Origin of the sequence: Priestia sp. FSL P4-0332 (assembly GCF_038005845.1) — a bacterium.
Lineage (GTDB): Bacteria > Bacillota > Bacilli > Bacillales > Bacillaceae_H > Priestia.
The window spans coordinates 2,312,417-2,337,181 of sequence record NZ_JBBOUA010000001.1 but is presented as its reverse complement, the minus strand read 5'-3'; the positions used below and the strand labels follow the sequence as shown (position 1 = coordinate 2,337,181).

Annotated in this window: 25 protein-coding genes; 5 read left to right on the top strand and 20 right to left on the bottom strand. The window is 38.2% G+C overall.

The window, feature by feature from the left end; translation table 11 throughout:
* Positions 1-2: 2 nt before the first annotated feature.
* The 3 genes from MKY06_RS11785 to MKY06_RS11775 form a co-directional block, all read right to left on the bottom strand.
* Positions 3-455, bottom strand: coding sequence for a tyrosine-type recombinase/integrase (locus tag MKY06_RS11785; protein WP_063671553.1), 453 nt, complete (start codon positions 453-455; stop codon positions 3-5).
* 38 nt (positions 456-493) lie between these two features.
* Entirely contained in the window at positions 494-784 is a 291-nt protein-coding gene (locus tag MKY06_RS11780; RefSeq protein ID WP_041816556.1) for a hypothetical protein, read from the bottom strand.
* 378 nt (positions 785-1,162) lie between these two features.
* Complete coding sequence (locus MKY06_RS11775) at positions 1,163-2,095, bottom strand: alpha/beta hydrolase (protein ID WP_029321693.1); 933 nt, start codon at positions 2,093-2,095, stop codon at positions 1,163-1,165.
* A 194-nt stretch (positions 2,096-2,289) separates the two neighbouring features.
* Between MKY06_RS11775 and MKY06_RS11770 the strand changes: the two genes are divergently transcribed.
* Positions 2,290-2,565: a hypothetical protein gene (locus MKY06_RS11770; protein ID WP_025752355.1), complete on the top strand. Its 276-nt coding sequence runs from the start codon at positions 2,290-2,292 to the stop codon at positions 2,563-2,565.
* 33 nt (positions 2,566-2,598) lie between these two features.
* Here MKY06_RS11770 and MKY06_RS11765 read toward each other — a convergent pair whose 3' ends face one another.
* From MKY06_RS11765 to MKY06_RS11755, 3 genes are all read right to left on the bottom strand, one after another.
* Positions 2,599-3,447: a YihY/virulence factor BrkB family protein gene (locus MKY06_RS11765; protein ID WP_013056998.1), complete on the bottom strand. Its 849-nt coding sequence runs from the start codon at positions 3,445-3,447 to the stop codon at positions 2,599-2,601.
* 189 nt (positions 3,448-3,636) lie between these two features.
* Positions 3,637-3,840 carry an alpha/beta-type small acid-soluble spore protein gene (locus tag MKY06_RS11760; protein WP_013056997.1) on the bottom strand — a complete coding sequence of 68 codons (204 nt, stop codon included), beginning with the start codon at positions 3,838-3,840 and terminating at the stop codon, positions 3,637-3,639.
* A 127-nt stretch (positions 3,841-3,967) separates the two neighbouring features.
* The gene (locus MKY06_RS11755) at positions 3,968-4,828 is read right to left on the bottom strand and encodes a dimethylarginine dimethylaminohydrolase family protein (RefSeq protein ID WP_029321690.1); all 861 of its coding nucleotides are present in this window, start codon (positions 4,826-4,828) and stop codon (positions 3,968-3,970) included.
* 206 nt (positions 4,829-5,034) lie between these two features.
* Here MKY06_RS11755 and MKY06_RS11750 point away from each other — a divergent pair, with 206 nt between their 5' ends.
* The gene (locus MKY06_RS11750; protein WP_098449328.1) at positions 5,035-7,206 is read left to right on the top strand and encodes an MMPL family transporter; all 2,172 of its coding nucleotides are present in this window, start codon (positions 5,035-5,037) and stop codon (positions 7,204-7,206) included.
* A 44-nt stretch (positions 7,207-7,250) separates the two neighbouring features.
* On the opposite strand, the gene MKY06_RS11745 is transcribed toward MKY06_RS11750, so the two are convergent.
* Together MKY06_RS11745 and MKY06_RS11740 are read right to left on the bottom strand one after the other, a co-directional pair.
* Positions 7,251-7,550, bottom strand: coding sequence for a YxcD family protein (locus tag MKY06_RS11745; RefSeq protein WP_013056994.1), 300 nt, complete (start codon positions 7,548-7,550; stop codon positions 7,251-7,253).
* A complete protein-coding gene (locus MKY06_RS11740; RefSeq protein WP_013056993.1) occupies positions 7,538-7,993 on the bottom strand; it encodes a hypothetical protein in 456 nt (151 codons plus the stop codon). The genes MKY06_RS11745 and MKY06_RS11740 overlap by 13 nt, the downstream gene beginning before the upstream one ends.
* Before the next feature lie 405 nt (positions 7,994-8,398).
* On the opposite strand from MKY06_RS11740, the gene MKY06_RS11735 reads away from it, so the two are divergent.
* Positions 8,399-9,004, top strand: a complete 606-nt coding sequence (locus MKY06_RS11735; protein WP_098757265.1) for an RraA family protein — start codon at positions 8,399-8,401, stop codon at positions 9,002-9,004.
* A 22-nt stretch (positions 9,005-9,026) separates the two neighbouring features.
* On the opposite strand, the gene MKY06_RS11730 is transcribed toward MKY06_RS11735, so the two are convergent.
* From MKY06_RS11730 to proC, 5 genes are all read right to left on the bottom strand, one after another.
* Positions 9,027-9,389: a VOC family protein gene (locus MKY06_RS11730; RefSeq protein ID WP_013056991.1), complete on the bottom strand. Its 363-nt coding sequence runs from the start codon at positions 9,387-9,389 to the stop codon at positions 9,027-9,029.
* 38 nt (positions 9,390-9,427) lie between these two features.
* Positions 9,428-9,625, bottom strand: a complete 198-nt coding sequence (locus MKY06_RS11725; RefSeq protein ID WP_013056990.1) for a cold-shock protein — start codon at positions 9,623-9,625, stop codon at positions 9,428-9,430.
* 356 nt (positions 9,626-9,981) lie between these two features.
* Complete coding sequence (locus tag MKY06_RS11720; RefSeq protein ID WP_029321683.1) at positions 9,982-11,244, bottom strand: glutamate-5-semialdehyde dehydrogenase; 1,263 nt, start codon at positions 11,242-11,244, stop codon at positions 9,982-9,984.
* Between the two features lie 114 nt (positions 11,245-11,358).
* Entirely contained in the window at positions 11,359-12,465 is a 1,107-nt protein-coding gene (proB, locus tag MKY06_RS11715) for a glutamate 5-kinase (protein WP_013056988.1), read from the bottom strand.
* Positions 12,466-12,552: 87 nt separating this feature from the next.
* Positions 12,553-13,395 carry a pyrroline-5-carboxylate reductase gene (gene proC / locus MKY06_RS11710; protein ID WP_013056987.1) on the bottom strand — a complete coding sequence of 281 codons (843 nt, stop codon included), beginning with the start codon at positions 13,393-13,395 and terminating at the stop codon, positions 12,553-12,555.
* 451 nt (positions 13,396-13,846) lie between these two features.
* Between proC and MKY06_RS11705 the strand changes: the two genes are divergently transcribed.
* The gene (locus MKY06_RS11705; protein WP_098804706.1) at positions 13,847-17,407 is read left to right on the top strand and encodes a CheR family methyltransferase; all 3,561 of its coding nucleotides are present in this window, start codon (positions 13,847-13,849) and stop codon (positions 17,405-17,407) included.
* Here the strand turns inward: MKY06_RS11705 and MKY06_RS11700 are convergent.
* Genes MKY06_RS11700 through MKY06_RS11690 form a run of 3 tightly spaced genes read right to left on the bottom strand, consistent with a single transcriptional unit; the run spans position 17,404 to position 21,256 of the window.
* Positions 17,404-18,024: a hypothetical protein gene (locus tag MKY06_RS11700; RefSeq protein ID WP_013056985.1), complete on the bottom strand. Its 621-nt coding sequence runs from the start codon at positions 18,022-18,024 to the stop codon at positions 17,404-17,406. The two genes, MKY06_RS11705 and MKY06_RS11700, sit on opposite strands and share 4 nt — an antisense overlap.
* Positions 18,021-18,680 carry a cobalamin B12-binding domain-containing protein gene (locus MKY06_RS11695; RefSeq protein ID WP_255260868.1) on the bottom strand — a complete coding sequence of 220 codons (660 nt, stop codon included), beginning with the start codon at positions 18,678-18,680 and terminating at the stop codon, positions 18,021-18,023. Before MKY06_RS11695 ends, MKY06_RS11700 begins: the two co-directional genes overlap by 4 nt.
* 41 nt (positions 18,681-18,721) lie before the next feature.
* Complete coding sequence (locus tag MKY06_RS11690; RefSeq protein WP_098757263.1) at positions 18,722-21,256, bottom strand: AAA domain-containing protein; 2,535 nt, start codon at positions 21,254-21,256, stop codon at positions 18,722-18,724.
* Between the two features lie 301 nt (positions 21,257-21,557).
* On the opposite strand from MKY06_RS11690, the gene MKY06_RS11685 reads away from it, so the two are divergent.
* Positions 21,558-22,571, top strand: a complete 1,014-nt coding sequence (locus tag MKY06_RS11685) for a LysM peptidoglycan-binding and 3D domain-containing protein (protein ID WP_078081827.1) — start codon at positions 21,558-21,560, stop codon at positions 22,569-22,571.
* Positions 22,572-22,591: 20 nt separating this feature from the next.
* Here the strand turns inward: MKY06_RS11685 and MKY06_RS11680 are convergent, their stop codons facing one another.
* The 4 genes from MKY06_RS11680 to MKY06_RS11665 form a co-directional block, all read right to left on the bottom strand.
* Positions 22,592-23,068, bottom strand: a complete 477-nt coding sequence (locus MKY06_RS11680; protein ID WP_098757262.1) for a GNAT family N-acetyltransferase — start codon at positions 23,066-23,068, stop codon at positions 22,592-22,594.
* Between the two features lie 2 nt (positions 23,069-23,070).
* Positions 23,071-23,277 carry a zinc ribbon domain-containing protein gene (locus tag MKY06_RS11675; protein WP_098277852.1) on the bottom strand — a complete coding sequence of 69 codons (207 nt, stop codon included), beginning with the start codon at positions 23,275-23,277 and terminating at the stop codon, positions 23,071-23,073.
* 165 nt (positions 23,278-23,442) lie between these two features.
* Positions 23,443-24,264, bottom strand: coding sequence for an MBL fold metallo-hydrolase (locus MKY06_RS11670; RefSeq protein ID WP_098322405.1), 822 nt, complete (start codon positions 24,262-24,264; stop codon positions 23,443-23,445).
* Positions 24,265-24,555: 291 nt separating this feature from the next.
* A complete protein-coding gene (locus MKY06_RS11665) occupies positions 24,556-24,765 on the bottom strand; it encodes a cold-inducible protein YdjO-related protein (RefSeq protein ID WP_340960725.1) in 210 nt (69 codons plus the stop codon).

Sequence of the window (24,765 nt, the reverse complement as noted above, 5' to 3'; positions counted from 1 at the left end):
AACTATGTAATCTCCACATTGCAATCAATTCTTAATTCTTCCACTGTATCTTCTACTTCATCAATGTCATCAACATTATGATCATAATCCAAGCAAATCTCTCTTATCTGAAATTTACTAGCTAAATCATCCATACTAGAATGTTGTCCTATAGTTTTTGGAGTTAATTCTACTAATCTAAATTTCTTCGATTTTGTATTTTGAAAAGTTACTGACCGCTTATCGAAATCAACGTCTCGTTTCTTCAAATATAAAGTTTCATCTACCCTTCCTAATGTGTCTAGCAATGTATGTAAAAGCACATATGATCTAAATTGAGCATAATAACTCTTATTAAAGGCATTAAAAATTCGCTTTATTTCATCTACCGTCAATGTTTCAACCTTATGTTTTTGGAACTTTACATTACGAATTTCATTAAAGACATTTTCTTTCAGCACTTCTTCACGTTTCAAAATATTAAAAGCAGCACGTGCTTTTTGAAGGTAGTTATTTACATAGATGGCTTCACCCCCTTCTTTGCAACTTGCTTAAATTTACTACTTGTATCAGATTTTTCGTGAAGCAACCAATTAATAAAATCCCTAGCGTCATTTAAAGTGATATCATCTACTCTTGTATCTTTTTCAAAGAATGCAATTAAATCATTAAAAACGAGATTATATTGATTTAAAGTGGATTGAGCCATACCTTCTAAAGTTTTAATTTTAATAATTTTCTCTTTAGCTTCTTCAAGATTTATTTGAGCTACTTTTGCTCCCTTTCTTATTCGCTTTGCACACAAAAAGGCAACCCCCTTTGAATATGGAAGTTGCCTTAACAGTTTAGGTAGTTTTTTTATTATGGACAAATTTCAGTCTTAGTGACTATTTACTTACCCTCTAAAAACCCTATTATATCAACGTTTATCAAGTATTTTTTGAAAAGGAATCAGCTGACCTACTTGTTTTTTATCATTCGAAAAATCACCTTATTTAATGTAAACAAATGTTTTTATCCTACTTTTCTACTATACTCCAAACAAAATGACTTTAAAAGAGATAATGGGCTATTTTTTGAAACTATTGTCAATCTTTTCTCCCTATTAATAAAGAAAAACAGCACATCCATGTGCTGCTTCTCCCAAGTTCATATAATTTATGACACTATATATCTTTGCGCCTTAAATAGAGTCAAATACTTGACGCAGTTGAGCTGCGCTTTTATTGATCGCCTGCTGAGCGAGTGGGACAAATTCATGAAACCCTAAAAACCCGTGAATCATTGTTTCATAATTTTCATAGGTGACGGGGACACCGTGATTTTTTAATGCGTCCGCGTAGTCTTTTCCGCTATCTCTTAAAGGATCATACTGTGCTGTAATAATGGTAGCGCTTGGTAGACTCGATAAATCTTCTAGTAATACCGGAGCGTTATAAGGATGCTGTTCTTCTTCTTTATTATTTAAGTACTGAAGGCGAAACCAATCCATGAGATCTTTTGAAAGGAAATATCCTTCCGCATTTTCTTTCATAGAGGCAGGGTGCTGATTTTTAAATCCTAAAGACGGATAAATAAGCAGCTGATGAACAATGGATGGACCTTGTCTTTCTTTTGCTAAAATGCTCACAACCGCAGCAAGGTTGCCACCGGCACTGTCCCCACCGACGGCAATTTTATTTGAATCGATATTTAACTGAGACGCATGAGCTGAAATCCAATACAAGGCTTCATAGGCATCGTTTACTGCAGCAGGAAATTTATCTTCAGGAGCAAGACGATAATCAACAGACACCACAATACAGTTTGCTCCATTTGCATACGACCTGCATATAGAGTCATGAGTATCCAGGCTTCCTAATACCCAGCCTCCTCCGTGATAATAAACAAGAGCGGGAAATGGCCCTGTTCCTTCAGGTTCATACACTCGTATAGTGAGCGTACGTTCATTTAATTCAATGTCTTTATTATATACTTTTTTAACTGCTTCTTTGGAAGGAGTTAAAGACATCTTTTCCATTTCTCTCAGCTGCGGGGGTGTAACGTCCTCTAAAGAAGGACGGGGCATTTCATTATATTGATTTAGAAATATTTGAATATGCGGATCTAACGGCATTCTTCTTCTCTCTCCTTTCAAGGTAACTCTATATGTAATGATGAATGAAATTTCAGAAAAAATCCAATATATTGTCTTCTCGGCAGGCTTTTGTTTGTTTTAATTAAAAATGGGTATAACAATTAAATAAAGAGGATGATATTCGTATATATTTTATTCTCACCTATATAAATACGTACAAAGGAGGCACACTGATGATTATTGTTTATATAAGCTTAGCTGTTGTTTTGGCATCACTTGCGTATCTTATTTACGCAGGCGTATCATTTAATAAAAAAATCAAGCCAACTGTGAACTCTGTAAATGCCACTTCTCAACATCTTCAAAACGAAACTGATCATATCAAAGAAAAAACAAATCATTTAAAAGTAACACAAGCAGCTATTAAAACCGATGTACAGTACAAAAAAGATTCGGTCAAATATACAGCCAACTCATTTAAACAGCTTGTTAATAGCTTTAAACGTTGAAAAAGGAAACCTCTATAAAGGTTTCCTTTTTTATTACATCGCCTGAGACGTATCTTTAGGAGGTGCAGCCGTTTTGTTTCGGTGATAAATAGCGTTAATCTCTCCTCCAATCACGAGAATTAACCCCGTTAAAAATAGCCAAAGCATCAGAACAATCACGCCTCCTAAGCTTCCATAAGTAGCAGAATAATTGCCAAAGTTGCTTACGTAAAATGAGAACCCTAAAGATGTTAGCTGCCATAGCAGCGTAGCAGCGAGTGCTCCGGGCCATACATGAGCAAAAGGAAATGTTTTGTTTGGCGCTAATCTGTATAATACGGATAAAACAAGTACCATAATGCCGACACCAACAATCCAGCGCAGAATATTTAAAACCACTGTTGTACCTGAAGGGAGAGAAAACCATTCGCTTATCCAATTTAACAAAACTCCTCCGAACACTGGTAAAAGAAGCGATACAACAATTGTTACAATTAATCCAATTGTTAAAAGAATGGACAGACCTCTTACTTTAATAAACGAGCGCTGTTCTTTCACGTCGTAGGCTTGGTTCATTGCACGGATAAAGGCGTTCATACCGTTTGAAGCGGACCAAATGGTTCCTAAAATCCCTACAGTCAGTAACCCGCCGTTTGGTTGGCTTACAAATTGAGCTACGTTATCTTTAAAGATTGCAGCCGTTTCTCCCGGCATAACGCTTTGAAGAAGATCGATTGCCTCTTCCGGTTTAATAGATAGATACGGAACAATTGATATCAGTAAAATAAGCATAGGGAATAATGATAGCATATAATAATAAGCTTGCTCAGCCGCTAGTCCCGTTGCTTGGTCTTCTTGAATTTCTTTACCAAGACTTTTTCCAAATGATAATAGCTTTTTCATGATAAACCTCTACTTTCTCTTTTTTTGTTCTTTTCCCATTTTATGCACTTTTCAACCTTGAAAGTGGAGAATTTCAAGCAAAATCTCCACTCAAACGACCAAGAGAAAGTAGAATGATGTTTTCTACACAAAAAAAGTTCCAGCTCAAAAGAGCCAGAACTTTTCATCAAAGTGTTTATGTAGAGCAGACTAGCGAATGTGTCCTTGTGCACCGCTTAATTGCTGTTGCGCCATTGCAACAAGATGCTTCGTCATTTCTCCACCAACAGAACCATTTGCGCGAGCCGTTTGTTCCGCGCCAAGCTGAACGTTAAGTCTCCCCGCAATTTCCGTTTTTAATTGATCAAGAAGCTGTTCAGCACCTTGAACTAAAATAGGATTACGATTTGCCATGTTTATCACTCCTTTCCTTCAACAGCTTATATAGGTTAATGTTCCTTTCACTTGAAATTTTATACAACATCCCTCAAAAAAAAGATCCCTGGCTATCGCCGAGATCTTTTTTTCTTTTTAAGCTTTTTTACACTCGTTCCAGAGGCATTGTGCAGCAGCGGAAAGAACCGCCGGACTTAATAATTTCAGATATATCAACTTCAATTACTTCATAGCCTCGTTTCCTTAACTCTTCATTCACTTCTGTATTCATTGGCAGGCTGATCACCCGCTGATTACCGATTGATAATACATTGGTTCCCATCGTAAACTGCTCTTCTTCTGTTACTTCAATTAAGTCATATTTCATGCGAAGTAAATTTAATTCTTTCTCATGTAAAGCTGGTGAAAATACGAGCGCTTCTGTAGGTGATAAAATATTTAACACACAATCAAGATGAAGGTAAGATCGGTCAATAGGAATCGGAACAACCTCATACGTTGGAAGCAGCTCTTGGATATGCTCCACACCTTCTCTACTTGTACGGTCGCTGAGCGCAATAAAAATAGCTTGTCCATCAATCAGCACATCTCCACCTTCAATGGGATGGTCCGGTACCTGATGGGAAGGAATACCTTGCTGCTGCAGCCACTCTGCTAGCACTTGTTCTTCTCCACTTCGAATTTCGCTGCCCATTTTCGTGACAATAATGGTATCTCCGAGCGTATAGCCAATATCCCGCGTAAATACTTGTTCTGGAAATGGCTCTTGTGCAGATAGCCCGATGACTTCCACTCCTTCTTTTTGAAGACATTCGACAAATTGACGGTGTTGCTTTGAAGCCAAGCTCTCATCAATATTTTCGTCCGCATAGTGCTTTTGTGTTTCATTAATAATTTCTTCAATTTTCATATATGTAGGTGGGCAAACAATCACACGCTTTAATGTATCATACTCATTTTTACACCCATAACTATTCGTCATTTTAGCTGGCTGTTTCATTTGCATCTTTTTAAATCCCCCTTCGTGCATTTATGTACAGTGTTCCCTAAATCTCCTGAAACATAAACACGATTTTGCTGAGGAAACACCCCTGCTTCTCTGTATAAAAACTTTTTCAGGCAAGAAAAACAAAAAAACACAATACTTCTTCTAATTACAATAACTGTTAGTATAAAATAGTCTAGTAACTGTACAAAAAATTGGAGGTTAATATGAATAAAGTAGCGAACGCATTATATGCGAGCAGGAAAATTTTATTAATACTATGGATCATCCTAATTGTCGGATTTGGCTTTTATGCGGCTAAGCTTCCTTCTGTGCTGGGAGGAAACGGATTTGAAATGAAAGGAATGTATAAAGATACCGAGCAGCTTTTAGTTGATAAATTTGATGTTAGTGAAGCTCAGGTTATCGTTTTGTTTTTAAAAAAAGACGGAGTTTCTGACTCGAAATTCCAGCAAACGATCGCTCAGTATATGCAAAAGGCAAAGGACAAATCAGACGCGTCGAAAGTTGACATACCAACGGCTTCTAACAAGATGATAAAAGGAAGCACAGCGTATGGAATTATCCACTTTAATCACGATGATGGAACGATGGATAAACGAGTGGAAAAGATCAGAACTCTTTCGGCTGAAGAAAAAGAAGTTAGTGTAAAATTAACCGGTGGTCCTATTATTGAAAAAGATATGAATACAGCAAGCCAAGCTGATTTAGCAAAAGCGGAAGCCATTGGCATTCCTGTTGCTTTAGTTGTGCTTCTTCTAGCTTTTGGCGGCGTGGTAGCTGCTGCAATTCCTCTTATGATAGGAATTGTAACCGTTGTTACTACCATGGGCGTTGTCTATTTCTTTCATCCGTACACAGAGCTGTCCATCTTTATTTTAAATGTGATTCCAATGATTGGATTAGCTCTTAGTATTGACTTTGCCCTTTTATTTATTAATCGCTTTAAAGAAGAAATTCAAACAAAATCGGTAGAACAAGCAATCAAAATTACCATTCAAACAGCGGGACGCTCGGTCATCTTCTCAGGATTATGCGTATTTATTGGATTAGCGGGAATGCTGTTTATTCAAGTGGATATTTTCCAAAACGTCGCTCTTGGAGGAATGGCTGTTGTTTTTATTGCTGTGTTTTCAGCTCTTACGCTTCTTCCTTCCATACTGGCTATATTAGGTACACGCATTAATCGTTTACGCATCTTAAAAGTCAGTGAACAAGGCGGTCAGTCTAGGTGGCGTTCATTCGCTACATTTGTCATGAAAAAGCCTGTAACTATGACGATTGTTTCTCTTATCATTTTGTTAGTAGCACTTATTCCCGTTCGAGACATGCATCTAGAGATACCGTCTTCAGAAGCGCTCCCAACAAAATACGAGTCCCGTCAAGCTTTTGACACATATAACGATACGTTTATAAATAAAAACACGGCAGACGTTTATTTTTTGCTAGAAGCTAAGCAAGATATGCTGAATGAAAAGCCTTTAGCAAATGCCTTTACTTTTATAAAACAATTAAAAGAAGATTCGTTAGTTAAGCAAGTCGATTCTATTTCTACCGCTTTAAACGTAAAATCGAGTGATCAGCTTCAAGCTATGCTGGAAAACCCGCAGATAAGTGCGCAGACAAAGCCAGCTGTAGATTCGTTCATTAACGGACATTATATGCTCATAAAAGCTACGCTAGATACAGACCAAAATTCAGATCAAGCAAAAGATTTTGTTCGAAAATGGAAAGACAAACGTTCACCTTTCACCGTTCATATTGGCGGCTATCCAAAATTTGAACAAGAAATATTCGATGAAATTTATGAAAAAGCTCCCTATGGTTTGGCTCTTGTTTTATTTTCAACGTATGTCATTTTAATGATTGCTTTTCGTTCCTTACTCATTCCTTTAAAGGCTATCATTATGAATATTTTAAGCTTAACAGCTACGTTTGGTTTACTTGTATGGCTATTTCAAAATGGACATTTAGGTCTTACCGAATCTAATATTGCTTTAGTACTGCCAGTCTTTGTTTTCGGCCTTGTATTTGGGCTTAGCATGGACTACGAAGTCTTTTTAATTTCGCGCATTCACGAAGTGTACCATCAAACCCGCGATAATAATGTGGCAACCGTAGAAGGCTTAGCTTCCACTAGTAAAATCATTACGAGCGCTGCTTTAATCATGATTGTGATTACAGGAGCCTTTGCTTTTACAGACGTAACTCCTGTTAAACAAATGGGTGTAGGAATTGCTCTAGCTATATTTATCGATGCAACGATTGTCAGAATGCTTCTTGTCCCTTCTCTTATGAAATTGCTTGGAGATGCCAACTGGTGGTTTTTCACTAAAAAACGCGATAAGTCCAGTTCCAACGAACAGTTAAAATCCTAATAAAAAACCCGCTCACTTGAGCGGGCTTTTTATTGAAGATTTCTTTATCGACTTAATTTAGCAAAAGCGATAATACCTTCTTCGTCGTCTAATTCCAGTTCTAGTCCTGCTGCGTATGGGTCTACGTTCATTTCCGTATCCAGCCAAAAGCGCAGCGCTTCAATAATGTTCAAAGTAATATGAACCTGCTTACGATCATGTACGTATGACTCTGCTGAAAAACCGTAGTCATCATCATACATTAGCTCAATCTCTACTTCTTGAGGCTGAACTTGTTTTTTTTCCGCGATATACAAACACATCGCATTGATAATATCTTGTTCAGAAATTTTTATTGTCTCCAAGATTTCACTTCCTCATTTTTACGCTTGTTGCTACGTACGCTTTGGAATAACTTTACTACAAGAAGAATTAAAGCTACAATCACAAGCATGTTTACCATAAAGCCTAAAATTGGGCCTAATGGTCCTAAGCTAGATAGTAAGCTTCCGAATAATAAGCCCGCAATTCCTCCCATTAAAAGACCTTTCATTAAGCCGCCACGCTTTGAGCTAGCCGCTGTACTCTTAGATGATGAATTTTTAGACGTATTGTTTTGCTTAACTGAATTACTGTTATTGTTTTTAAATAAGCTTGATTGGTTATTGCTTCCGCTGTCAAAAGAGCGCTTTCCTGATTTATACCCTTTTGCGCTTGCTACGTTTGAACCGTCATGAATAAGTGATCCACCAACTGGTGAAAACACAACCGCTAATGCAATAAATGCGGCCAATAATTTTTTTACCATTGTTTTCCCTCCACTAAATGACTAACGTCACATATGTTTTTTCATATATGATTTCCATATATGTTCCTACGTTTCATCATACCAAAAGGTTTCACTTTTTTATATAAAAATGCATCAAGCTCCATCAAATGTTCATAGGATTAAACGTTTGCATGTATTTTGCTACCTTCGCCTTTATTACTAATTAAAGGATATAGGTGCTTATATGACGAATACCATACGAGAAACAGTGCCTCAAAGATATAATAAAATTCATTAAAAATTGGCTTTGGAAGCTTCTAACGCTGTACATTTGCAGTTAATTGATGGTCAATGCTTCACGTTATCTACTTGCCCTTTCATAAATAAGAGCTTTCTCTTATATGAATATGTATAGATAGACTAAAGTTAAAAAGGAGAGATACGATGTTGAATGAACAGCTCCCATTATCAACAGCAAATTTATCAGATGCAATGGAAGGTGCAAACCACTTAGACTTTTCTATTAAGCCATTGCAGCGTCATTACAAACTATTTGGGCCGGCTCTTACCGTAGATACGCCTGCTGGTAATAATTACTCAGTGCTTGAAGCGATTCGACTAGCGGAGCCCGGAAGCGTGCTCGTCATTGATGGAAAAAGCTACTGTAACCGTGCCTTAGCAGGAGATTTCGTAGTAGCCATGGCGAAGCTTGTTGGAATAAGCGGTATTGTACTAGATGGTGTTATACGAGATCAGGAAGACATTGAAAAGCTTAATTTCCCTGTATTTTGTAAGGGCTCTACGATCGCAGCAAGCAGCAAAAAAGAAAAAGGAAAGGTAAACGAGATCATTTCCTGCGGGGGCGTGAAGATCCGTCCTGGGGATCTTATTGCAGGTGACGACGGTGGAGTCATTGTCGTTCCAAAGGAGGAAGTCGAAGAAGTATTAGCAAAAGCACAGGAAAAGTGGCAAAAAGATAAAGACAGAGAAAATGAAGTATTAGTTAGCAAAGAAACGGTATATACGTATTTAGATAACGCCTTAAAATAAAAGACCTCCGCTTGGAGGTCTTTTATTTGTCATATTGTAAAAATTCTAATCGATTTCCGAACGGGTCGTGGACAAAAAAACGCTCTCTCCCTGCAATAGGCTCTTCTTCAGAAAGAACGCAGCCCGAATGTGCCAACTTACGTCTAAGCGTCTTGATATCTTCCACGACAAAAGCTGGATGCGCTTTTTTAGCAGGTATGTAGTCATCTTGAATACTGATATGCACTTCTTGAGTTCCACATTGAAACCATATGCCGCCTCTGTGCCTTAAATTTTCCGGCTTAAGAACAGTTTTCATTCCTAAAAGATTTTCATAAAAATTTCTTGCTTCTTGCTCGCATCCTTCTGGACCAAGAAGCTGAACATGATCAATTCCTAGAAACATCCACAAACCCCTTTCAAAAAACGTCTTCCTAAAAGTTATTAATCAATGACTCTAGGATTATGAATAACCTGCAGTTCTTTTACAGCTTGCTTCATTTCGCTTTTGCAAATTGGACAAGTTGGCTGATCTCCGCTTTTAAAGTTATCTCGAACCCAGCAATTACACGTATCTGATGTACATTCCCAAACTTTTGTTTCTTCAATAACAGCCGGCTCTAAATTTTTACGATTATACATACACATCGTCTCCTTTAAACAGTACTTTTTAAGTGGATAATAAATGAAGATTAACTTAGCGTGTAAATGTGGTAAATGGTGCAAGATAAAGTGATACTATACATCCGTAAATCAATCTTTGAGGAATACATACGGCGTCTTGAAAGACTAAAATAAAAATGAAGTTATAACAAAGCAGATAGCAGTTGCTTTTCTTAAAACAACGGGATAGTCTGAAAAGAACAAAAATGAAGATCACAAAAATTATATATTTTACTATTATAACAGAGTTTATATTTTTTTACAAATCAGCTTCCATTTACTTATTTTGCTTTTCATAAAAAAAAGCGAGCACATGATTAGGCTCGCTTTTTTTCTTATCGAGTTTGTCCGTTTCCACTCATAATGTATTTAATTGTCGTAAGCGCAGGAAGTCCCATTGGACCGCGTGCATGAAGCTTTTGAGTTGAGATCCCAATTTCAGCTCCAAATCCTAAAGCTCCTCCGTCAGTAAAACGCGTAGATGCATTATGATACAGTGCCGCTGCATCCACTAAAGACATGAAGCGTGAAACGGCTTGTTCATCTTCTGAAATGATGGCTTCAGAGTGTTTTGTTCCATATGTTTCGATATGGTCAATCGCTTCATCCACACTCTCTACTACTTTCATTGCGATTGCTAAGCGCAAATACTCTTCAGCCCAGTCTTTTTCAGCCGCTGGTTTTGCTCCAGGAATTTCACCTACTGTCGCTTTGTCACCATATACTTCAATATTATGATCATTGAATGCTTGAATCAATTCTTCTTTATGAGAATCGAGCCAGTTCTTGTGTACAAGAACCGTTTCTGCTGCGTTACACACCGCTGGTCGATCTGTTTTTGCATTAATCAGAATCGGAATGGCCTTCTTAACGTCAGCTTGTTCATCGATATAAATATGGCAGTTTCCGACTCCCGTTTCTAACACGGGAACCGTTGCGTTATTGACCACCGCTTGAATCAATGAAGCCCCTCCGCGCGGAATTAGCACGTCAATATGCTCTTTCATTGTAAATAATTCTTGCGTAGCCGCACGATCTGTACTTGAAATAAACTGTACCGCTTCTTTAGGAATTGGCGTTTCATCAAGAGCTTTATGAATAATGTCCACGATAGCTTGGTTAGATGAAATAGCTGAAGAGCCGCCTTTTAACACAATGGCATTTCCAGATTTCAACGCTAGCCCTGTTGCATCTACCGTGACGTTTGGACGTGCTTCATAAATCATTCCGATAACGCCAAGAGGCACACGTACTTGCTTTACATCTAGACCGTTATCCAATGTCCAGCTTGATAAGATATCTCCTGTTGGATCGTCTAGCTCAGCAACTTCACGAAGGCCGTTAGCAAATTCTTTTACACGTTCCGCTGAAAGAGCAAGGCGATCCATCAGCGCTTCGTCAAACCCTTTTTCTTTACCGTTTTTTAAGTCTACTTCATTTGCTTTTAAAATATACTCCGTGTTGTTTTCAAGTGTAGAGGCAATCGTTAACAGCGCATCATTTTTTTGTTCTGTTGTTAGTAAACTTAATTTCTTAGCTGCTTTTTTTGCTGAAATAGCTTGTTCTTCTACTGAATACTTTTCATTTGTTTGTAACACCAAATCACTCCTGGATTCGTTTTAGTTTTGTTTGATTTTAAAGTGTGAGGCATAAGAGGTAAATGCAATCATGCAAAGAAAAGGAAGGGCTCCTTTTCTTTACAGCATGTTTGCTTACAAACCGACCGGTACTGGAATTTCTAAGTGACACACTAGACCCTCGCTGTCTACAATCGGTTGATCAATTGGCTCATTCAGTGCAAGTTCATCAGATGAATAATTTGTCACGCCAAGAGCCAGCTCATTTTCGTCTTTATCTAGAATACGTACAACTGCTCGTTCACTAAAGTGGCCTTTAATATATTTAACATGCTCGCGAAGTAAAGGCTCTTTATCTTCAATAATTGCACGTTTCGCGGCATCTTCGACTACTATTTCCCCTTCAGGACCAGAGTTAAACGCAATCCACTGCTTTTTCTGATTAAGGTTCGCAGAATCATCTTCAGATTCAAAATACGTTCCTGTTGCATCTCCGTCAACCGCTTGTGTTAAAATGTTTGGCACGCCGGCTCTTCCTAAAAATGCTGGAATTCCTGACGCCATAGCGATTTTGAACGCGTCAATTTTCGAGCGCATACCGCCTGTTCCAACTGAACTTCCTGAATCTCCTGCAGATTCTTCGATTTCTTGCGTGATTTCCCCTACGTGAGGAACTAATTTTGCATTTGGATCCTGGCGAGGGTCCGCGCTGTATAAGCCATCGATATCCGATAAAATAATAAGCAGGTCGGAATCCACTAGTCCAGCAACTTTAGCTGAAAGTGTATCATTATCGCCAAATTTTAATCGATTGATGGTTACCGTGTCGTTTTCATTGACAATTGGCACAATGCCGCGTTCTAACAGCACGTTAATTGTATTTCGTGCATTGTTGTAACGATTTTCGTCTGAAAAATCGTCTCTTGTAATTAAGATTTGAGAAGCAACGTATCCATGTGATAGAAACAGTTCTGAATAAGCTTCCATTAACAGTCCTTGACCGATTGAGGCAGCTGCTTGTTTTTCAGGTAAAGAGCTAGGTCGCTCTAAGCAGCCAAGCTTGCGGTACCCTGCAGCTACAGCTCCTGATGAAACCAACAGCACTTCATGACCGCTATCTTTTAAGTCTACGACTTGATCCACAAGGCGCTCGAGCTTCCGTCTGCTGATTTCGCCGTGTGAACTTGTTAATGAACTACTTCCAATTTTAATTACAACCCGCTTCTTATTGTCGGGACTCATCAAATCACTCCTAGTGTGTTCTGTATGTTTTCTTGTTTATGATTATTTTTTTGTGGTGAGGAATTCACGAAGAAGATAAGTGACGAATTAATTAGTACTTGCCACTTTTTGTAGTTGAGCACTCATTTCTTTTGAACGCTTTGATGCTCCTTTGACTGCTTGCATCATTGCTTCTCCGCCGCCGTGTTTAGCTAAGGCGTCTAAACCAGCTGCTGTTGTACCGTTTGGAGACGTCACATTTTCACGAAGCTCCGTCGGCGTTTCATCTCTTTCCATCATCATTCTTGCTGCACCGTAAATGGTTTGGGCGCCAATTTCACGTGCTAGCTCAGGATCGAGACCTTCTTCTTTAGCTGCTTTTTCGATATGCTCCATAAGGAAATAAAAATAAGCGGGTCCACTTCCGGCAATTCCTGTGAAAATGTCCATTTGTGGCTCATCAATCACGTATACTTTTCCGATTGCAGAAAGCAGCTCTTTTGCTGTTAGCACAGCATCCATTGCAGCATATTGACCTGGAGATATAGCCGTTGCTGATTGCTGAATCATACTTGATGTATTCGGCATCACTCGAATGACCTGCTGTTCATCATGCAATAACTCTTCCATGTAAGAAGACGAAATCCCTGCAAGAACAGATAGGACAAGCTGGTCTTTGTTGATTTGAGGCTTTAATTCGTTTAATGCCTCTTCAGCGCCTTTTGGCTTCATCGCTAGAATAAAAACATCAATGTCATCTGTTTTCAGCTCGCTGCGCTTTACTGCTGTGATACCATATCTATTTTCAAGTTCATGCAGTCGCGCATCATTGCTTCGATTTGTTACGATAATATTTTCAGCAGGTAATTTCTTTGCATTGACCATACCGGAAATCATCGCTTCAGCCATTGATCCAGCACCTAAAAAAGCAACTTTTTGTTTTTGATCCATCAAATCTCCCCTGTCATTTGTTCGTATTTTTGTTCTCGTTTCTTTCAACGGTTCCTATAGTAACATGCTGAAAAAGAGTGTCAAGTTGGATTTAACCGTTTTTTTCCTCCTTGAGCGTATAACCTTATGCATATGTAAGCGTAAACAAAACTTTTTTAAATATTTTTTTCTGCAAAAAAAAACGATTTTTTTTATAAAAATACGTTTATATAAAGAAAATCGGGGCATATTATATAGTTTGGACTTTTAAATTTTTTTGCAAAAAATAAAGGAATTTTGAAAACGTTATTTGAACAATATAATAGGTTTGCTAAAATGAACCTATGTACCAGCATCTTGGTTTTTTTAAAAAAATTTACTTTTGATGTAAACCACGCTGTGCTGTCGACATTAAAATAGACAAAACGACATACAATCTACGAAGTGTCTAAACATTATTGGAGGTTCTATTATGAAGAACAACTCGTTTTCTACAGTTCCATCGTCTACAGAAGGAATAGAGAAACAGGATTTACACGTTGTGGGAATTGGCGCTTCTGCCGGAGGGTTAGAAGCTATTGAGCAGTTTTTCGCTAATATGCCTTCACCAAATGGAATGGCGTTTATTATTGTGCAGCACCTTTCCTCTAAATATAAAAGCTTTATGCCAGAACTTTTAGCAAAAAAAACAGGAATGAATATCAAACTGACACAAGACGGGATGACTTTACAAGAAGACACAATTTATTTAAATCCTCCCCATCATTATGTGACCGTTGTTGATCATACTCTTCGCCTTCGTCCTTATGAAGAAAATGATCAGGTAAAGTATCCGATTGACGCCTTTTTTCATTCTCTGGCTGCTGCAAAAAAACACCGGTGCACAGCCATTATTTTATCGGGAAAAGGAAATGATGGAACAGGAGGAGCAAAAACGATACGAGAGTATGGCGGAACTGTACTTGTACAAGATGAAAGCACAGCAAAGTACAGAGATATGCCCCTAAGCGCTATTGATGCACACCTTGCTGATTATATTCTTTCTCCTGCTGATATGCCTGACCTTGTGCAAACGCATGTCAGCCAAACTGAATTTACATATAATGAAGAAACGCTGCAATACATTTATTCATTAATAAAGAAGAAAACAGGCATCGACTTCTCTATGTACAAAAAAAACACGGTGCTGCGACGACTTGAAAAGAGAATGGCTTTACTCGATCCGCCCTCTCAAACGATGGAAGAATACCGGGACTATTTATGTAAAGAAGCCGAAGAAATCGTCGAACTGCAGCGAGACTTGCTGATTGGAGTGACACAATTTCTTAGAGATAAAGAAGCATTCTCTATTATTGAAGAACAAGTCATCCCTCAATTAGTTGAAAGAAAGATTCATAGTCAAGAAGATGAAATCCGCATCTGGGTAGCAGGTTGTTCTACTGGTCAAGAAGCATATACATTAGCTATTTTGCTTCATGACTATTTATCAACAATCAACCGTTATTTCGATGTCCGAATCTTTGCTACGGACATCGATCGTCATGCAATCAAAAGAGCTAGTCAAGGTATTTATGAAGAAGCGGAAGTTCATTCCTTCTCAGCAGCTCAGATTAATGAATATTTTGAGCAAACAAAACACGGGAGTTATCAAGTTAAAAAAACAATCCGCAAAATGATTGTTTTTGCCCCCCATAATATAGGAAAAGACTCGCCTTTTGTAAACGTTGATTTAATTAGCTGTCGAAATATGATGATTTACTTCCAAGCTGAACTGCAGCAGCGCATTCTGTCTCTTTTTCATTTTTCTTTGACAGAAGAAGGCGTACTTTTTTTAGGCCCTAGCGAAACAACGGGAAACTTGTCTGATTTGTTCCGCCCTATCAACAGTAAGTGGAAAATATTTAAGCGTTCCGGACAGCCCAGCCGACAAATTACGGGAGCTTTTAATCTTTCAAAATCCAACTTGCATGAAGGTGATTTTTCTAGCGTGCCGCTGCCAAGTCAACTTTATAAGCCTCTTCCTTCGCTTAAATTAGATGAGATGTATCAGTCAATGATTGATCACTTTATGAGCCCTTGTCTCGTATTAAATGAATACAACGAAGTGATATTTTGTTCAAAAGAAGCGACTCAGCTTATTAACGTTCCTGTAGGGAAAATTAATTATACAATTTTCAAAATGGTTCCTGTTCACGTCTCTTTAGCCATTGGAGCAGCTATTAAACGCGTAAAAGAGCAAGGTATGAGCGTATGCTGTCAGCACATTGAGTTTGTCATAAACAACGTGCAGCGCCGCTTTAATATTACGATATCTGCTCTTCCAACAAATCACTCTCTTTACTTACTTATGTTTGATGAACAGACAGATAGTGCCATTATTGATAAGGGAGAGCCCATGTTTCTTAATCAAACAAGCTCTATTAGTGAGCTTGTAGTAGATTTAGAGCAAGAGCTTCATTATACGCAGCAGCATTTGCAAACGACGATTGAAGAGCTAGAAACAGCAAATGAGGAGCTAAAGTCCACGAACGAAGAACTGATTGCTTCCAACGAAGAGCTGCAGTCGACAAATGAAGAATTGCAGTCTGTTAATGAAGAGTTAATTAGTGTTAACAACCAGTACGAGCGAAAGATTGAAGAATTAACGGACTTAAACAACGATATCGATAATTTATTAATCAGCACAACTATTGCTACCATCTTTTTAGACGAGCAGCTGAATATTAAATTATTTACGCCGGAAACGAAAACAGTGATCAACGTTCTTCATCAAGATATCGGAAGACCTTTCTTTCATATTTCGCATAACTTTAGATATGACCATCTAATCGAGGACGCAATGCACGTTTTAAGAACAAATAACACCCTTCAAAAAGAAATTCAAAGCTACGATAACCAATGGTACAGCATGAAAATGATGCCTTATCGTACAAATGAGAATTTAATTAACGGTGTAGTTATTACGTTTATTAATATTACAGAAATTAAACGGTCAAATGAAGAATTGGCTATTACATCATTTGCAGTTGCTCACAGTCCTACGGGCATTTTTATTACCGATCATCAAGGTAAAATTAAGTACATTAATCAAAAGTTCATGGAACAAAAGCATGCGCCGCAGGAAGTATTTGGTTTACACCTTTATGACTTATATACAAAAAATCTGGGGGTTAAAAGATTCCCTAAGATTTGGAATGAAGTATACAGAGGAGAAAAATGGAACGGAGAAATTTCCTACGTTCAAGAAGGCGGAGAAACCGTTTGGGAACAGTTAGCCTTAATGCCTGTTAAAAATGATCAGGATGAAATCATCCATTACATTGGGTTAAGCGAAGACATTTCACAGCGCAAACAGTCGGAAATGATGCTCAAAAATTCAGAGATGCTGTCAGCACTTGGACAGCTGGCTGCTGGCATTGCCCATGAAATACGAAACCCTCTTACATCATTAAAGGGCTTTTTACAGCTTATGATGCAAGAAGAAACGTATAAAAAAGAATATATGGATGTCATGATGTCCGAGTTTAACCGCTTAGAACTGATCATTAGCGAACTGCTCATTCTAGCCAAACCCGAAGTCGTAAAATATGAAAATAAACAGATAAATTTAATTCTTCAAGACGTATGTACGCTGCTGCATACACAGGCCATTCTTAAAAACATTACTATTTCAACAGATTTTGAAGAAAAATTACCTGTTGTTCATTGTATTGAAAAAGATATGAAACAAGTATTTATCAACATGGTGAAAAATTCTATTGAAGCGATGGATGACCCCGGGTCTATTCTGGTGGTATCTAAATTTGATCCAGATACAAATCAAGTAGTCGTCCAAGTGATAGATGAAGGAAAAGGCATGCCGAAAGATCGATTAACACGAATTAGCGAGCCTTTCTATACAACAAAAGAAAAAGGAACAGGATTAGGATTGATGGTGAGTCACAAAATCATTAGTAATCATAAAGGAAGCATTTCGTATGATAGTGAAGAAGGAAAAGGAACAACGGTAGAAATCCGATTGCCGCTTTCTTAATGTACTTTGTTCTTCTGCCTTAAACATTCAAGCTCCTGATTAATTACATCTTGGATGTCAAACAAATGTGTAGAGACCAATTCAATATATTCTCCTTTTCCTGCTTCAATTACGTCGGAGCGGATAATACTTAGGAGGTCTTGAATGGTTAGCACATTTGTTTTCATTTCTCGAAAATGACGCTGAAGATCAACTAGCTGCATTTTTTTCGCCGTTTCTACATCTGTTTCCCTGACTGAAAAATCTTGGTTCACTTGTGATGAGTCTTGCATAAGCATAGAGCGAAACTGTTGAAGAGTTGATTGAACACTCGTCATATGCTCATGAATAGGATAGCAGAAAACAGCGTGCAGCGAATGATAGGCTTCAGGCTTAAAATGAAAATCAAAAAGAGCAACCGGGTTAGAAAACGTGCGCATATTTACTTCGATTTGCACTTCTTCCTTTCCCTGGAGTGCTCTTTTTACTTTTTCTTGGCTGTCTTCATCAACTAGATCTAAAAAGTTCTGAACAGGCGGGAAATTTTTCGTGACGCTTGGTGTAAATTCAATTATTTCGTTGTCTTTATTGAGTAAAAACATTGGAACCGGAATGTGTTGAATCGGCAAACTGATCATATTTCTTCCCCCATTGCTAACATTTTATCTTGCGTCGAACTTTCTTTATTGTTGATTAGAAGCCAGTCTTTAAAAGCTTGAATATGATTAATGAATATGGTTCTTGAAGATCCTGAAGCCGACAAATCGTGCTTGTTGAGAAGCCTGCTGCCCACTAATACAAGAGGACTTTGCGGCATGTTTTCAATCTCAGCAATGTATTTTTGTAAATCAGGCAGCAAATGCACTTGTGAGACAGATAAGCACACTACATCAGGGTCCCATCTTTCAATGCTTTTTAGAGCAAACGGCAGCGGCAAGTTTGCTCCTAAATTTTTAACTTCCCATCCCTGTTCTCTCATAAGTCCTGCAATCATTTTAATACCTAAGTAATGCTCTTCTCCTTCAATGCAAAAAAGAAGTGCTCGATGGCGCTGAAGCAATTGATGCTGTGACAGCTGAAAGCGAGTTAACACATAGTCACAGGTTGCAGTAGCCAGATGCTCGTCCGCGACTGAAATTTTATTTTCTTGCCACCTTTTCCCTATCTCGTACATTGCTTCTGTCAGAAACGTGTATACGTCAGTTGAAGAATGGCCTTCTTCTATATATATAGCAATGAGCAGCCAGCTTTTTTGAACGTTTCCTTCTAGCAAACAATCAGCTAAAGCCGCTATATTACGAGAATAAACGATAAGATCACGCCCTTTTCCTAAAGTTACAATAAATCTCTAGGCAAAACTTCCTTTTTGCACGATGGACAACATGCGTAGACGCCTTTATTTTCATCATACTCTACGTTCATTGGCTGCTTGCATGCTTTACATACAGCATGTACGTAGTTTAAATATTTTTCCACTAATAAACGTGTTGCCCCACTTGTTTTCCCGCAATAATAGCAAATAAACCTTACTTTTCCTTTTTTTGTTATCTCTACTTCTCGCATATGCTGACAAGATTCACAGCGATCCCAGCTGCGAAGGTAATTGTTCAAAGAATATTGTGGTTTATTTGTTTCTATATACATTTTCGTTTCTTGATTTCTTGTTTTATCTTCGGTAAAGTCAATTGACCGAATAAGCTGTTTAGCGCCTAGCTTTGATTCAATTCTAGCTGCCATAAATGCTTCATTCTTTCCGCCGTAAGGCATATTGATCCATATAGTGGATTCATCGATGATAAGCAGTGACATCGGAACAGCAGATGAAATGACATGAGCGCCGTCAATTCGAACTTCTGTTGGTTCACGAGTAAGAACGGTCACTTCACCTTTAAACGAATTTAACACACCCCGTATTTCTTGAGGAACGAGGGAAGCATAAGGAATACACAACAAAATCTGCTGCCGAGCTTGATATAAGTCTTTTTTTAACTGATTGCTGTTCGATGGATGGTACCAAATCAATTTAGGATGCTGAATGACTTCTTTTAAAAACTGCTGAGGTTGGTATACTTTTTGATTTTCGTTAAAGTGGTTGACCAACTTCCATAACGCTCGCTCCTTTGGTACACGCTGCTGGGCAAACGACTCGTCTGAAAGCATAATAAATTTTCCTTTTGAACGCGTCACCGCCACATTTACCAATCGATCGCTATTTTCATTTGTTAAAAGTAACCCTGGTTTTGACTGCGGCTTTGTATCGACCGTATCAAAAATCATGATATCTCGTTCCGCGCCTTGAAATTTGTGTACGGTTGCTGCAATTATACCGCTAGCTGGTTCAATATCTTGAAGAAATGCGTTGATCAATTTAGCTTGGGACTTATAAGGAGTTACATAGCCAAGAGTAGCTGAAGAAGCTTTGCGTGCCCGCAGCATCAAACTTACCGCCAAAACAGCCGTTATCACATTGTAACGTGAGCCGGAAGCGACATCTCGCATAGCGGAAGAATGCAAATGACCAATGTTAAGCATAAACGCTGCTTCATGAGCAAACGGCCGGCTGCCTGCTACCACTTCTCGACTTGTTGTGACAGATGGATGATCTGCTACTCGATTGCCGTAAATATAGCGATTTGTAAAAGCTGAGATATCTTTATGCATTCTTCTTTGCTTCGTCAGCATAAAAAGGTGCGGGTGTATCTCACCGCTTTCTACTTGCTCTACAAGACCCGTCTGCTCAAATAAATCTCGCTGCAGCCACTTCTTCACTTCAGCATGAGAAGATTGAGATACCGGGGGAAGCTGTTTAAAATCGCCGCATACGACAATTCGTTTTCCTAACGTAGCTGCAAAAGCAATTTGCGGTGCATATGCCATGCTAATTTCATCTACCACAACCATATCAAATTCACTTTGATAAAGTAATCGGTCAATAGCCGCTTTTGATAAAGTAGTGCCTACAATATACGCTTGATCAAAAACATTTTTCTCCGCTTCAATCCACTTGTTACGAAGGGCGTTTAGCTTTTTGTTAACTTGCTGAAGCTGGTGAGCTCTATTGGGATACCTGCTTAAGTAAACTCGTTCTTCTTGTAGATCACGCATCTCCTGAGCTAAATCCGGATCATCTTCTCCAATGACTTCTTCTACTTTTATATTTTCTAAGCCGCTGCTTTTTGTTGCTCCGTATCGAATGAGTTTTCCTTTTTTCCAAGCTTCTTTCTTTTTTAACTGACGCGCAGTTTCTTGCAGCAAACCGTCCACCGCTGCATTACTGTGAGATAATAAAAGGATCCGCTTTGATTTCCGGTAATAGCTTGCCGCGATTTTGGATAGCGTATATGTTTTTCCAGTTCCAGGAGGACCCCAAATATACGTAGTACGGTTATAACGCGCTCGCAGCAACACTTCATGAAGAGCGTTCTTAGACGTATACTCCTTATGACGAACAGGACTATCGCCTCTCATAAGACGTTTGATTCTTACTATTTTTTGCTTGTAATCTTTTGCTTCCGTAAGTCTATCAATGAGAGCCTGCAATAATTCCCATGGTTCGTTATATATATCGAGTTCGTCTACTTCTTGTCCAATAAACGCATCTATTTTAAGGTACAAATCAAATCCTTCTGTTCCGATAACTTCTCCTTTACTTTCTTTATGCTGGTGGATAAGGCGTACCTGAGCTCCATCAAAAAGGTATAAATCGGCTGTGCGTTCAAACCGGTAAAGATACGCATCTCCCTGCTGCCCTAAGTACTCTCCTTTTCCTACCGTATACTTTTCTCCGCCGTGTTTCTTCATATAATTAATCTCAATCGAAAGTGCGCGCACCCATGCTTTTAAATATGAAGAGATAGAGCGTTTTTCCATAGATGTCTAACTCCCTTTTTATCCGTTCATTTCTAACTTGTCTATTCTATCACGTCATTTGAATATAGCATAGCTTCTTTCTTCTTCATTTTTATAAAAGGAGAACACCTTTTTTACTAGTCTATCTCTCCAGACAAATTAAGACTTTTTTCATCATAATCGTAAAAAAACTGCGTTTTTTCTATATTTTTAGACGCATTGTTACAAACTTGTAATATAAAACCTACCATTTTGTCATGAGTTTGTTACATATTGCTGATAGAATAAGAGACAACTATTGGAAATAAAGGAGAAATATTAGATGAAAAAACACATTTTTACATTAGGGGCTACAGCTTTAGTATCAATTGGAATTGCAGACGCAGCATCAGCTGACACAGACACGCATAAAGTAAAAGCTGGAGAAACGTTATTCAGCATCTCACAGCAGCATAATGTAACAGTTGAAGACTTAAAAAAGTGGAACGGTCTTTCTTCCACATTAATTTATGCAAACCAAACATTACAAATTGGATCTACATCTACTGACTCTCCATCTAGTTCAACTCCAACTACGACATCTTCAAATCATACATATACAGTAAAATCAGGCGACACGCTTTATCGTATCGCTAAAAACAACGGTACTTCTGTACAGCAGCTAAAAGAGTGGAATAACTTATCTAGTCATTTAATTTATGTGAATCAAGTACTAAAAATAAGCGGAACAGGAACTGTTTCATCATCACCTTCAGCACCTGTACAAGAAAAAACAAACGAAACGCCAGCATCCCCGGCTCCCAGCAACAGTAAAAGTTACAAAGTTCAGCCTGGAGATACAATGTGGAGCGTAGCACAGCGCCACGGCATTTCAATTTCTCAATTAAAACAGTGGAATAACTTATCGTCTAATACGATTTACATTAATCAAGTGCTACAAGTAGGCGGACAAGCTGCAGCTCAGGCGAAACCATCAACACCGTCAACTTCAGTACCGTCAACTTCAACGCCGGCACCTGCTCCAGCGCAAGAAAGCAAGTCGGTTTCAAAAGAGATTACGGTTGAAGCAACAGCTTATACTGCTTACTGTGCGGGCTGCAGTGGAATCACTGCTACAGGCATCGACCTAAGGTCAAATCCTAATCGAAAAGTAATTGCAGTGGATCCTCGCGTGATTCCATTAGGTTCTCGCGTATACGTAGAAGGTTACGGAGAAGCAATTGCTGGAGATACTGGTGGTGCCATTAAAGGTACTCGCGTTGATTTATTTATGGCATCTCAGAGCTCAGCTTTAAATTGGGGACGCAAAACGGTAAAACTTCAAATTTTAGATTAATCACTAAAAGCAGAAGCGTGTTAGTCGCTTCTGCTTTTTAATTTTTTTTCAAACATAACCATATCGATAGCTTGCAAGCCATTCTCGTAAATGGGTGGAACGTACTGCAAAAAGAAATTCTTTTTGACACCACTTTGATAAAAGCCTGCCTTTTTATAAAATGCTATGTTTTCAAGACTGGAGTCCGCTGTTCCTACAATCATTTTAGAATAATGGTTACACTCATACAATGCTTCTAACTTTTTAATAACTTTGCTGCCGATTCCTTTTCCTCTGTATGCTTTTTTTAAACCAATATTCTTTACTTCTACTGCCGATTCCTCTTCATCGATGAGGCACTGCACAACTCCTATCTCCTTCTTTTCATACACAATGGTAAATAAGGAACCTTCATTTATATACGACTTCACCATTTTTTCGTCTTCATCCCCTATTAATAGCAGGTTCAAATAGGAAGCGCGCCTGTCTTTGTGGATTTCAATAAGGTCGATACTCATCTTTATCCTCCAAAAAATAAGTCAATAATATTGCTGCCTCTTGAAGATGATTTATTATATAGCTCTGAATATCCGCAGTTCGTGCAATATACCACTGTAAAGTGATTGTGCTGAACGTCTAAATATCTAGACAGTCCCGTTCCCGTTGTAGCAATTTCTTTTGTTTTTGCTTCTGTATGTCCGCATTTTACACAACCGTTTTTCCCCATTGTCATACTCCTTTATAAATAAAATAATTTCTTATTTATATAAACGGACAGAAAAGGAAAAAGTTTCATTTAATTGATAAATAAAGGAAAGTAAGAAACCGCATCTCCAACAGAAGATGCGGTTTCTTACTTTTAATATCGACGGGATGACTGTACACTCGATTTCTATAACAGCAATTCTCTTTTCATAATTTCAACGTTTTTCTGATGACATTGTGCCGTGAAATCAGAGGGAAACGCCAGTTTATCATTTAGCTTATCGAGCGCTTCTTTATTGTTTTCTTTCACTGCCGCTTGCAGTTCATCTAAATAAGAGCTGGCCATCTCCACCCGTCTTTGAATTTCAACTCGGTGATGTGTCGTTTTCCCGTGCCCGGGAACTAGCGTTAGATTTTGGTGCTTAGCTAAAATGTGTCGCGCAGTGGCAAGCGTGTCGCGGTAATCATTTACACTTTCATATATGTACGGATATTCAAAATCCGATAAATAATCCCCTGCAATCCATATCGAATCATCGACAATCATAAAAAGGCCATCGTTTGTATGACCTTTTGCAAAATAACAGGTAATGGATGTTTCACCTAAAGTAATATGCTGTTCATTTTCGGTTACAACAATATCTAACTCTGGGAATATAATATCATGAGATCTTTTTATATAATAGTCATGATCAAACTGCTTAACCATTTGAACTTTCTCTTCTTTGTCCGGGTGATGTTCTAAAAATTTGCTGCCGATAAAGGTGGCATTTAATTCTAAGAAAGCGCCATACCCAATGACGTGATCAAAATCTCCGTGAGTAAAAAACACATACAGTTTGCGATGATTTAAGATCTCTTGAACATGCTGCTTAATTTCATTAATTTCGTGAGGAAGCCATGTTGGATCAACAACAATGACACAGTCTTTTGTTTCGATTACTGCAGATGTTGTTTGAAATAGCGCGCTTTCAAAAACCGTCATTTGCTCCGTTTTATATTGAATCATGAGAACAGCTCCTTATTTTTTCTATCACCTTTATTATAGCGGAAATAGAAAGATAAGGGCGCGTATGACGGTTTATAAAACGAAACTATGCAAGATGTGATAAAATGCGGAACCAGCCAAACAATGAAATCCAAATAGGAATACTAAATAAGGTTCCCCAAAATAAACCTTTCAAAAAGTTCCCTTGATTCATTCTGATATTCCCCACCTTCATCGTATGTTGGTTCTTAGTCTAGCGCAGCTTAATGAAATTTTAGTGAAAAATAAAAAAAGAAGCAGTTGCTTCTTTTTTTATTTATTATAAAATTGATGATCGTACTTAATTTTCGGCAGCTCGCGTACTTCCTGCGACATTTCTGTTCCGCACATCGGACAGTTATAATCAACTGTAACAAAATCTTCTCTCATCCACCCATTACATGATTTAGATTGACACGCATATACAGTCGTATCCATCATTTGATCTACTTCTTCTTCTACGGCTTTTTTTGCAAAATACAT

Coding starts and splice junctions, on each gene's coding strand:
- MKY06_RS11775 (WP_029321693.1), bottom strand. CDS start 2,095: ATGCCGTTAGATCCGCATATTCAAATATTTCTAAATCAATATAATGAA.
- MKY06_RS11770 (WP_025752355.1), top strand. CDS start 2,290: ATGATTATTGTTTATATAAGCTTAGCTGTTGTTTTGGCATCACTTGCG.
- MKY06_RS11765 (WP_013056998.1), bottom strand. CDS start 3,447: ATGAAAAAGCTATTATCATTTGGAAAAAGTCTTGGTAAAGAAATTCAA.
- MKY06_RS11760 (WP_013056997.1), bottom strand. CDS start 3,840: ATGGCAAATCGTAATCCTATTTTAGTTCAAGGTGCTGAACAGCTTCTT.
- MKY06_RS11755 (WP_029321690.1), bottom strand. CDS start 4,828: ATGCAAATGAAACAGCCAGCTAAAATGACGAATAGTTATGGGTGTAAA.
- MKY06_RS11750 (WP_098449328.1), top strand. CDS start 5,035: ATGAATAAAGTAGCGAACGCATTATATGCGAGCAGGAAAATTTTATTA.
- MKY06_RS11740 (WP_013056993.1), bottom strand. CDS start 7,993: ATGGTAAAAAAATTATTGGCCGCATTTATTGCATTAGCGGTTGTGTTT.
- MKY06_RS11735 (WP_098757265.1), top strand. CDS start 8,399: ATGTTGAATGAACAGCTCCCATTATCAACAGCAAATTTATCAGATGCA.
- MKY06_RS11730 (WP_013056991.1), bottom strand. CDS start 9,389: ATGTTTCTAGGAATTGATCATGTTCAGCTTCTTGGTCCAGAAGGATGC.
- MKY06_RS11725 (WP_013056990.1), bottom strand. CDS start 9,625: ATGTATAATCGTAAAAATTTAGAGCCGGCTGTTATTGAAGAAACAAAA.
- proB (WP_013056988.1), bottom strand. CDS start 12,465: ATGAGTCCCGACAATAAGAAGCGGGTTGTAATTAAAATTGGAAGTAGT.
- proC (WP_013056987.1), bottom strand. CDS start 13,395: ATGGATCAAAAACAAAAAGTTGCTTTTTTAGGTGCTGGATCAATGGCT.
- MKY06_RS11705 (WP_098804706.1), top strand. CDS start 13,847: ATGAAGAACAACTCGTTTTCTACAGTTCCATCGTCTACAGAAGGAATA.
- MKY06_RS11700 (WP_013056985.1), bottom strand. CDS start 18,024: ATGATCAGTTTGCCGATTCAACACATTCCGGTTCCAATGTTTTTACTC.
- MKY06_RS11690 (WP_098757263.1), bottom strand. CDS start 21,256: ATGGAAAAACGCTCTATCTCTTCATATTTAAAAGCATGGGTGCGCGCA.
- MKY06_RS11685 (WP_078081827.1), top strand. CDS start 21,558: ATGAAAAAACACATTTTTACATTAGGGGCTACAGCTTTAGTATCAATT.
- MKY06_RS11680 (WP_098757262.1), bottom strand. CDS start 23,068: ATGAGTATCGACCTTATTGAAATCCACAAAGACAGGCGCGCTTCCTAT.
- MKY06_RS11675 (WP_098277852.1), bottom strand. CDS start 23,277: ATGGGGAAAAACGGTTGTGTAAAATGCGGACATACAGAAGCAAAAACA.
- MKY06_RS11670 (WP_098322405.1), bottom strand. CDS start 24,264: ATGATTCAATATAAAACGGAGCAAATGACGGTTTTTGAAAGCGCGCTA.
- MKY06_RS11665 (WP_340960725.1), bottom strand. CDS start 24,765: ATGTATTTTGCAAAAAAAGCCGTAGAAGAAGAAGTAGATCAAATGATG.